General features: G+C 67.1%; 11 protein-coding genes. 8 read left to right on the plus strand and 3 right to left on the minus strand.

Features of this window, described 5'->3' with window-relative positions; all coding sequences use genetic code 11:
- Window positions 1-13: 13 nt before the first annotated feature.
- Window positions 14-1,072: a hypothetical protein gene (locus ACIOTO_RS10335; RefSeq protein WP_400857717.1), complete on the plus strand. Its 1,059-nt coding sequence runs from the start codon at window positions 14-16 to the stop codon at window positions 1,070-1,072.
- A 66-nt stretch (window positions 1,073-1,138) separates the two neighbouring features.
- On the plus strand, window positions 1,139-1,663 hold the full coding sequence (locus ACIOTO_RS10340) for a hypothetical protein (protein ID WP_400857718.1): 525 nt from the start codon (window positions 1,139-1,141) through the stop codon (window positions 1,661-1,663).
- 58 nt (window positions 1,664-1,721) lie between these two features.
- On the opposite strand, the gene ACIOTO_RS10345 is transcribed toward ACIOTO_RS10340, so the two are convergent.
- Window positions 1,722-2,504 (minus strand): lysostaphin resistance A-like protein, encoded by a 783-nt coding sequence (locus ACIOTO_RS10345; RefSeq protein WP_400857719.1) that lies wholly within the window; start codon window positions 2,502-2,504, stop codon window positions 1,722-1,724.
- A gap of 82 nt (window positions 2,505-2,586) precedes the next feature.
- The gene (locus ACIOTO_RS10350) at window positions 2,587-3,528 is read right to left on the minus strand and encodes a LysR family transcriptional regulator (RefSeq protein WP_029262409.1); all 942 of its coding nucleotides are present in this window, start codon (window positions 3,526-3,528) and stop codon (window positions 2,587-2,589) included.
- Window positions 3,529-3,653: 125 nt separating this feature from the next.
- Between ACIOTO_RS10350 and ACIOTO_RS10355 the strand changes: the two genes are divergently transcribed.
- The 4 genes from ACIOTO_RS10355 to ACIOTO_RS10370 all read left to right on the plus strand — a co-directional run bounded on the left by ACIOTO_RS10355 (window position 3,654) and on the right by ACIOTO_RS10370 (window position 6,450).
- On the plus strand, window positions 3,654-4,658 hold the full coding sequence (locus tag ACIOTO_RS10355) for a DUF1852 domain-containing protein (RefSeq protein WP_400857720.1): 1,005 nt from the start codon (window positions 3,654-3,656) through the stop codon (window positions 4,656-4,658).
- A gap of 20 nt (window positions 4,659-4,678) precedes the next feature.
- On the plus strand, window positions 4,679-5,716 hold the full coding sequence (locus tag ACIOTO_RS10360) for a methionine synthase (RefSeq protein ID WP_262001511.1): 1,038 nt from the start codon (window positions 4,679-4,681) through the stop codon (window positions 5,714-5,716).
- Between the two features lie 92 nt (window positions 5,717-5,808).
- Window positions 5,809-6,135, plus strand: coding sequence for a hypothetical protein (locus ACIOTO_RS10365; RefSeq protein WP_029262406.1), 327 nt, complete (start codon window positions 5,809-5,811; stop codon window positions 6,133-6,135).
- A gap of 21 nt (window positions 6,136-6,156) precedes the next feature.
- The gene (locus ACIOTO_RS10370) at window positions 6,157-6,450 is read left to right on the plus strand and encodes a hypothetical protein (protein WP_400857721.1); all 294 of its coding nucleotides are present in this window, start codon (window positions 6,157-6,159) and stop codon (window positions 6,448-6,450) included.
- 12 nt (window positions 6,451-6,462) lie between these two features.
- Here the strand turns inward: ACIOTO_RS10370 and ACIOTO_RS10375 are convergent, their stop codons facing one another.
- A complete protein-coding gene (locus ACIOTO_RS10375) occupies window positions 6,463-7,095 on the minus strand; it encodes an amino acid deaminase (protein ID WP_400857722.1) in 633 nt (210 codons plus the stop codon).
- A 131-nt stretch (window positions 7,096-7,226) separates the two neighbouring features.
- Here ACIOTO_RS10375 and ACIOTO_RS10380 point away from each other — a divergent pair, with 131 nt between their 5' ends.
- Both ACIOTO_RS10380 and phnD read left to right on the plus strand, forming a co-directional pair.
- Window positions 7,227-7,937 (plus strand): HAD family hydrolase, encoded by a 711-nt coding sequence (locus tag ACIOTO_RS10380; RefSeq protein WP_400857723.1) that lies wholly within the window; start codon window positions 7,227-7,229, stop codon window positions 7,935-7,937.
- Window positions 7,930-8,940, plus strand: a complete 1,011-nt coding sequence (gene phnD, locus ACIOTO_RS10385) for a phosphate/phosphite/phosphonate ABC transporter substrate-binding protein (RefSeq protein ID WP_400857724.1) — start codon at window positions 7,930-7,932, stop codon at window positions 8,938-8,940. Before ACIOTO_RS10380 ends, phnD begins: the two co-directional genes overlap by 8 nt.
- Window positions 8,941-8,950 lie beyond the last annotated feature (10 nt).

Consider the following 8,950-nt stretch of genomic DNA (forward strand, 5'->3'; position numbering starts at 1 on the left):
CCGGCGCGATCGGATGACGGGCGGCACGCCGCAGCCGCTGGTCGAGCTGCTGGTCGAGGGTGTCGATCTCGAGCTGGTCGATGTCACGGTCGAGCCCCCGTCGGTGCCGACGACGCTCGCGTGGTGCTGGGCCCACCTCGACCGCTCCGTTCCGGACCCTGCACGCGTGCGGCTCGTGGTGACCGGGTACATGGCCGGCTCGGTGGAGCGCTGGTCGCCCGACAAGGACGCCACGGGAACCCATACCGTCGAGCACGGTGCGGGACTCTCCGCAGGGAAGACGATCCGCCTGCCGGACGGCCGCGCCGTCGTGCTGCTGCACGCACACTACTTCCGCAAGGATCTCGAGCGCGACCAGACCGAGGTCAACGAACTGATCGCCAGGCGCGTGCTCGTGCACGAAACGCAGCACGTCGTCATGCACCAGAACCGACAGGTCTACCAGCCCGATGCGACCGCGAGCTTCCGCGATCTCAATCTCGTGGGCGGAGCTGCAGCGATCATCGAGGAGTACCGGGCAGAGATCAGCGTCGGCGAAGAGTTCCGCCGCGGCGAGCCGCTGTGGGAGCCGGCTGCGATCATCGCCGACCTGCAGGCCAACCTCGATACAGCTGTCGCCACGTACCAAGGTCATCGCTCCGTCGACCGGCTGGTGTTCGAGGTGACGAGTTGTGTGCTGATCGGGTGGCGCGGACTCGCGTATGCCGCCGCCCGAGACGTGGTCGTCCCCGATGGCCGACTCCTGAGCGAGGTCAGCACGGACCCGGTGTGGTTGCGGGGATTCGACGACTTCTGGCCCGCCTTCACCGCTGTCCTCGAACGCATCGACCCCGCGGATGCCGTCATGTCGAGACAGGCTCTGGACGACGCGGCCGCGGAGTTCGCCCGGATCCTCGGTGTCTCGATGATCGGCCTCGGCTTCCGCTGGCAGGGCGACATGTTCGCGATCGAGCCGTGGTTCGTCGAAACCTCGACGTACGCGGCCGCTCGCGTCGACGCGGTGACGGCCATGCAGCGGCTGCGGATGAAATGGGCCCGTCGCCCCGCGCTGGGTGGCCGCATCACGAGTTGAGGGTTCATCGCCGCCTCGACCTATGGTGGGACACAGTCAGATAGAACACGGCCAGATAGGAGATGGATGATGCCGAGCGCATACGGATCAGCAAAGTCGGGTTCCTACGAGGACTTTCTCGCCCTTTACGACGGAGATGCTCACGCTGTCAGCTCCACGGGGCTGACTCTGCTGCATCGTGCGCTCGGAAACCGGCATCTCGACGCTCGTATCGCGATCTCGAATCGGCTGCTCGACGACGGGGCGGATGCGGGAGCCGTCGTCGCCCCGGAGGGGTATTCGACGCTGCACATCCTCTTCTCCCAGACCTCCCATGACTTCGCCGGCGAGGTGCCGCTCCTCGAGCGGCTCCTGGAGGGTGGGGCGGACGTGAATGCCACTGCTGCCCGCTGGGGCACGCCGCTGCAGACGCTCGCGGGGTTGCACAAGTACTCCGACGAGGAGCTCGCACCGTTCTACGACGTGCTTTTCGCGCGCGACGATCTCGATCTCCTCACGCCGGCAGGTGAGGGGATCAGCCCGCTCGAGACCAGCCGACGGCTTGAAGAGCATCGTGCGAACCTCACCGCGCGGATGGAACAGTACCTCTGACGCTCGATCTGACCGCACCGGAGAGCGGGATCGAGGGTGTCGATCTCGGGCTGGCGGGCTAGGCCTGCGCGGGTGCCGACGCGGTGGACGTGGCTCCGACCGGCCTCTCGTCTGTTCCCTTGATCACCCAGCGGACGACGACGACAGCGAGGATGCCGATGACTGGTGCCAGGATGCTCGCCCCGGCACCGTTGAGCGGGGCGAAGCCGACCGCGAAGACGGATACATCCCAGAGTCCGTGCAGTGCCATGGCCCAGATGAGAGAGCCGGTGACCCGTCGCACGATGTAGAAGCAGGTGCCGGACATGGCGGCGATCACCACTTGACCGAGAGTGCCCGGGAGCGGGGCCCCGAGGGCGGCGTTGAGCAGGTGCATCGCACCGAAGAGGATCGACGTGAGCAGCCAGACCCAGACCTCGGAGAAGCGTGAGCGGAACGCTGTCAGCAGGAGGCCTCGCGACATCAGCTCCTCGCAGAATCCGACGGCGAATCCGAGGGCGAGCAGGGACAGGAGGAATGACGCGTCGAATTTGGACCAGTCGGTGCTGAACAGGTTCACCACGGCGACGACGAGCATCAGCGCGGGAACGAAGATCGGCCACTTGTGGTGCGATCGCTTCCGCTCGAACAGCGCAGGCTTCCACCATCCCAGCGCCCAGGTGGTGATGGCGAGCAGGACAGCGCCGACAGCGAGATCGAGCACCGCACCGCGCCAGGTGAACTCGGCGGACTTTCCGATGTCGGTGTATGCCACCCCGCTGAGCTTCGACACGACGAAGATGACGACGACGTAACCGACGTAGATCGTCAAGCCGATCCAGACGCGAGGAGTGACGCGCATGTGCTGTTGCCTTCCGGTCAGGGAGTGGTTCGACTGCTCAACCTAGCGCGGCGCTCCGAAAGCCGCATAGCGAGGGACAGGCTCACCCGAGCAGTTCCACCCCGAACCCCGAGACGACGGTCCGCAGTTCGGCGAGGTAGCGCTGCGCCTGCTCGGTGAGCGGGATCGCGGAGTGGCCGATCCAGCCGATCTCGATGCGCTCGTCGACGTCGAGCGGGATGGCGACGATCTCGGGGTCGAGGTCGTCGCTGATGATGCCCGTCGAGATGGTGTACCCGTCGAGTCCGATCATGAGGTTGAAGATCGTCGCGCGGTCGGAGACGCGGATCTCCTGCGGGCTCGAGAGGGTGGAGAGGATCTCCTCGGCGAAGTAGAACGAGTTGTTCGCACCCTGATCGAAGGTCAGGCGCGGCACCTCGGCGAGGTCGTCGAGCGTCACGCGATCCCGCGATGCGAGGGGATTCTTGCGGGAGATGAAGATGTGCGGCTCGGCGACGAAGAGCGGGTGGAACGCGAGCCCGGAGTCGCGGAGCAGCTTGTCGATGACGTTGCGGTTGAAGTCGTTGCGGTACAGGATCCCCAACTCGCTGCGGAGGGTGCGGACGTCTTCGATGATGTCCCACGTGCGCGTCTCCCGCAGCGAGAACTCGTACTCGGCCGCCGAGGTCGCCTTCACCATTCGCACCAGTGCGTCGACCGCGAACGAGTAATGCTGCGTCGACACCCCGAGCAGGCGTCGGGAGGGCGGCCGATCGAGGTAGCGCTGTTCGAGGAGCGCGACCTGCTCGACCACCTGCCGGGCGTAGCCGAGGAACTCCACACCATCGGTGGTGAGTGTCACGCCGCGCGCGGAGCGGAGGAGGAGCACACGGCCCACCCGGCTCTCGAGGTCTTTCATCGCCGCCGACATCGTGGGCTGCGCGACGTAGAGCAGGTCGGCGGCGGCGCTGATCGATCCCTCCGCGGCGACCTCGATGTAATAGGTGAGCTGCTGCAGGGTGATGCCGCTCGAACGCTTGGCCATAGCCTCAGACTATGTCACGGCATAGTCACAGCGCATTTCTCGATAGGGCGGCTCGCACCGCACCATGGAGTCACCCCCTTTCGCGAGGCCGAGCCCGGCCGATCAGCTCACCGATTGGCAACCTCATGGCCCACGACTTCACGTTCCGCATCACGACGACCCGCTTCGACGAGGACTATTCGCCGTCGGAGAACTCCCGCATCACCACGAACTTCGCCAACCTGGCGCGCGGTGAGCACCGCCAGCAGAACCTCCGCAACGCCCTGTCGATGATCGACCGTCGATTCAACGATCTCGCCGAGTGGGACAACCCGCACGGTGACCGCTACACCGTCGAACTCGAGATCGTCTCCGTCGCGGTCCAGTTCGCCGCGGAGGGGGAGGACCAGGACTTCCCGCTGCTCGAGGTCCTGGACATCCAGATCGTCGACCGTCTCACCGGAAAGCGCAGCCACGGGATCGTGGGGAACAACTTCTCGTCCTACATCCGCGACTACGACTTCAGCGTGCGGCTTCCGGCGGCGACGGCAGCGGCAGGAGGGTTCACCATTCCCTCCGACTTCGGCGACCTGCACGGCAAGCTCTTCCAGCACTTCCTCGACTCGGCCGCCTACCGGGAGCGCTTCGCGGTGTCGCCGGTGATCTGCATCAGCGTCTCGACGAGCAAGACCTACCGTCGCACCGAGAACCACCACCCGATCCTCGGCGTCGAATACGAGCAGAAGGACCCGTCGCTGACCGACGCGTACTTCGGGAAGATGGGTCTCTCGGTCCGGTACTTCATGCCACGCGGCAGTGTCGCGCCCCTGGCGTTCTACTTCCGCGGCGACCTGCTCGACGACTACACGAACCTCCAGCTCATCGGCACGATCAGCACGATGGAGACGTTCCAGAAGATCTATCGACCGGAGATCTACAACGCGAACTCGGCCGCGGCGAAGATCTATCAGCCGAGCCTGGAGCAGCAGGACTACTCGGTGACGAAGATCGCCTACGACCGCGACGAGCGCAGCCGGCTCGCGGCCGAGCAGGGGAAGTACACGGAGGAGCACCTCATGAAGCCGCACGGTGAGCTGCTCGAGCAGTGGGCCGCCGGCAGCTCCGCCGCCTCCCTGGTCTCCGTCGGATGATGACCGGAGAATCGCCGATCATGAACACGCTGCTTCCCACCTCGATCGTCGGCAGCCTGCCCAAGCCGTCCTGGCTCGCGCAGCCGGAGACCCTCTGGTCTCCCTGGAAGCTGGAGGGGGAGGCGCTGGTCGAGGGCACGCAGGATGCGCTGCGCATCGCCGTCCAGGAGCAGCGCGTCGCGGGCCTCGACATCGTCAGCGACGGTGAGCAGACGCGCCAGCACTTCGTGACGACCTTCATCGAGCACCTCTCCGGCGTCGACTTCGATCAGCGGGAGACCGTCCGCATCCGCGACCGCTACGACGCCAGCGTGCCGACGGTCGTCGGTGCCGTGGGGCGGGAGAAGCCCGTGTTCGTGGAGGACGCGAAGTTCCTCCGCCAGCAGACCGACCAGCCGATCAAGTGGGCGCTGCCCGGTCCGATGACCATGATCGACACTCTCTACGACCGCCATTACAAGAGCCGCGAGAAGCTGGCCTGGGAGTTCGCGACGATCCTCAACCAGGAGGCGAGAGAGCTTGAGGCCGCGGGAGTCGACATCATCCAGTTCGACGAGCCGGCGTTCAACGTGTTCTTCGACGACGTGCGGGATTGGGGGGTCGCCGCGCTCGAGCGGGCGGCCGAGGGACTGCGCGCGGAGACCGTGGTGCACATCTGTTACGGCTACGGGATCAAGGCGAACACCGACTGGAAGGCGACCCTCGGCGCGGAGTGGCGGCAGTACGAGACGTCGTTCCCGCTGCTGCAGCGCTCGAGCATCGACACCATCTCGCTCGAGAGTCACCACTCCCACGTCCCCCTCGACCTCATCGAACTCATCCGCGGCAAGAAGGTCATGCTCGGAGCCATCGACGTCGCCAGCGAGACCATCGAGACGCCGGAAGAGGTCGCGGACACCCTCCGCGACGCGCTCCGCTTCGTCGATGCCGACAAGCTCGTGGCGAGCACGAACTGCGGCCTGGCGCCGTTGCCTCGTGACGTCGCACGTGGAAAGCTGCACGCGCTCAGTGCGGGTGCCGCTCTTCTGCGCGAAGAGCTCGCCGTGGTCGAGGACTGACTGCGCGGCACCGGCTCCGCGTGCCGCTAGCATCCGCCGGGTGAGCGGGCAAGGGGCGCGGGGATGCGGCGCTGGTGCCGTAGAACGGCACTATGCAATCGATCCTGTATGGCGGCGAAGAGTTCCTGACCGGTGACGACATCGCGGACGCTCTGCTGGCGTACGGGCGCGCGCTGGGAGATGAGGAGCGCGCGGAGATCATCGAGATACCGGTGCGGGAGCAGGACGGCACCGTCGTGTCGGCGAAGTTCCTGATCGGTCCGGCCAGCCAGATCGTGGCGAAGGCGATCAGCGGCAGCGGGCCCGAGCTGGAGGATCCCGAGCTGGTCCGTCGTCTGCAGGCGCTCACCCGCGCGGTCGAGTCCCCCTCGGGGCCGCCCCTCGACGCACCCGAAGGCCCGGACTACGAGCTCGGCTAGACGGCGCGTACAGTTCTTCTCATGGGAACTCTGGAGTACAACAGTTCGCGCCCCGCGATCGAGATCGACGACGCCACTCTGGCGCACCTCAAGATCGTGATCGGCACGAAGCTCCGCCGCAACGAGAGCTTCATGATGACGTGGCTGCCGAAGCCCGAAGTGCAGTCGGGGCGGTTGAGCATCTGGGTGCACCCGAGCATCCCGTTGGTCTTCGAGTTCGACAAGCCGACGGTGCCGAGGGTCGAGGCCAACCGGGTCACGCACATGATGGAGCAGTTGAACTCGCGCGGTGAGCTCGTCCTCGATCAGCTCTGAACCGTCACGCGGTCAGCCCTCGGCGTTCCAACGGAGGCGCGGGGGTGAGGCGTCGAGGTCGGCGAGCAGCGCGGTCGGGTCGGCGACGGGGAACATCGTGATGAGTCGGCGACCCTGTGCGGGGGAGTCGAGCGCGTAGGCGAGCGCCGAGGGGTGCGGCTGCCGATCGGCGACCGCGACGACGGCATCCACCTCGCCGAGTCGTTGCCGCCGCACCGGCACGCCGGCGATCAGGGTCTCGGCGACATCGGTCACGCGGTCGAGGAGTGTGCGCTCGCCGATCCAGGGGACGAAGGCGTCGGGGGCCAGTCTGCACGCGCGGGCCAGCTCACCGCCGAGCCAGCGATCGCGCTTCAGGCCGTACGGAGTGGGCGTGGTCGAGAGCAGATAGCCGTACACGTGCAGCAGCCCGGCGTTGCCGACCGGCCACGCCGAGTCCAGACCCGCGCGGTCGTGCACTGCTTCGAAGGTCGACCGTGACAGCACCGGCGCTCCGACGTTCTCGTCCACGGCGGTGGATCGGCCCCAGCGGGCGAAGCGCTCGTCCTGAGCATCGGCATCGATCGCCGGACCGAGCCAGTCGAACATCGACAGCACGTCGGCGGCGTCGTGCGCGGTGGCCGCGGCATCCAGTCGTTCGATCACGACGATGAGCGTAGCGGGCGCGGATGCCCGCACCGGAATCGGAGTTCACGCACTGTTCACACGGAATGGTCGTATCGTCCATAAACGACTGCGACTATGGACGCATCGTCCCGATCCTGACCAGGAGAACCGTGCCTCCCACCATCGTCCTCGACTTCGACGGCACCATCGCGCTCGGCGCGGGACCGCTCGAGGCCTTCGCCCGCGCCGTCGCCACCTCTGCCGACGACCCGACGTTCGCGGATCGCGCCATGTCCGACCTCGCCGCCTTCGAACGCGGCGAGACCGCCGCACGCGACGGCTACGACGTGATCAGCTCACTCGCCGCCGGGGAGGGCGTGACCGCCGATGCGCTCGAGGCCGCCTACCAGTCGTCGCGGGCGCTGTTGGGCTCCGAGCACGCGGCGATCGCGCCACCGGCAGGGCTCGCCGACTTCCTGAACCGTGTCCACCCGCAGGTCCGGCTGGTCCTCGCGACCAATGCGCCCGGTGCCGGCATCCGCCCCGTGCTGGACGGGTGGGGCATCACACCCCTGTTCGACGACCTGCACTTCACGGTCGGCAAGCCCTCGGGGCTCATCCCCATCATCCAGGCGGCGGTCGCCGAGGGGCCGGTGCTCTCGGTCGGTGACATCTTCGAGTTCGATCTCGCGCCGGCCGCCGAGCAGGGTGCAGCGACGGCGCTCGTCGGCGCCACCGCCGAACACTCCCCGGCCGCCGTGACGATGCGCGGCCGGACCATCGCCGACCTCTACGGCGACATCGAAGCCTGGGCCGCGACTGCGGCTTCCAGTACCCCCCGCAGCACCACCCTCACCGAAAGGCACGATCCGAATGCGTAAGTCCTTGCTCACCACGGGCATCGCCGCCGTCGCCGTCTTGGCGCTCGCCGGCTGCAGCAGCAGCGCACCCGCCGAGACGGCAGACGAGACGACCGAATGGCCGTCCTCCATCACCCTTTCGCTGGTGCCGTCGGTCGAGGGTGAAGACCTCGCCCAGGCCCTCGACCCGCTCACCACGTACCTGTCCGAGAACCTCGACATCGAGGTGAAGGGGGTCGTCGCCTCCGACTACGCCGCCACGGTCGAGGCCCTCGGCACCGACCAGGCGCAGGTCATCGTCACCGACGCCGGATCGCTGTACAACGCGACCGAGCGCTACGACGCCGAGCTCATCCTCCGCGACGTGCGCTTCGGCGCCACCTCGTACGCCTCGGTGGCGTACACGAACAACCCCGACAAGTACTGCGAGGACGAGCCGGTCATGTCGACCTACGCGGCCAGCGGCATCGAGCTCTCCTACTGCAACGGCATCGAAGAGGCCGCCGCCGACGCGACCGGCTCCGGTCCCGCCGGCATCGAGGCGCTCGGTGAGATCTCCGACGGCACGAAGGTCGCCCTGCAGGCAGCCACGTCGCCGGCCGGTTACCAGTACCCCGTCGTCGCGATGCGCGAACAGGGCGTCGACACGGATGCCGGCATCACGCAGGTGCCCGTCGAAGGCAACAACAACGCGGTCCTCGCCGTGTACAACGGCGACGCCGAGGTCTCGTTCGCATACTGGGACGCCCGCACGACCGTGACCGAAGAGGCCCCGGACATCGCCGAGAAGGTCGTGGCCTTCGCCTACACGGAGATGATCCCCAACGGCGGCGTCGCGGTCACCTCGACACTTCCCGACGACCTCGTCGCGGAGCTCACCGAGCTGCTGGACGGCTACGCCGACTCGTCCGAAGAGGCCGCATCCGTGATGTTCGACCTCGTCGGACTCTCGGACTGGACCAGCGAGACCGCCGAGGACGAGATCACCCGCTACGGCGAGATCCTCGCCGAGTTCTCGAACTGACACGCAGAAC

Source organism: Microbacterium sp. NPDC087592, assembly GCF_044743585.1.
Lineage (GTDB): Bacteria > Actinomycetota > Actinomycetes > Actinomycetales > Microbacteriaceae > Microbacterium.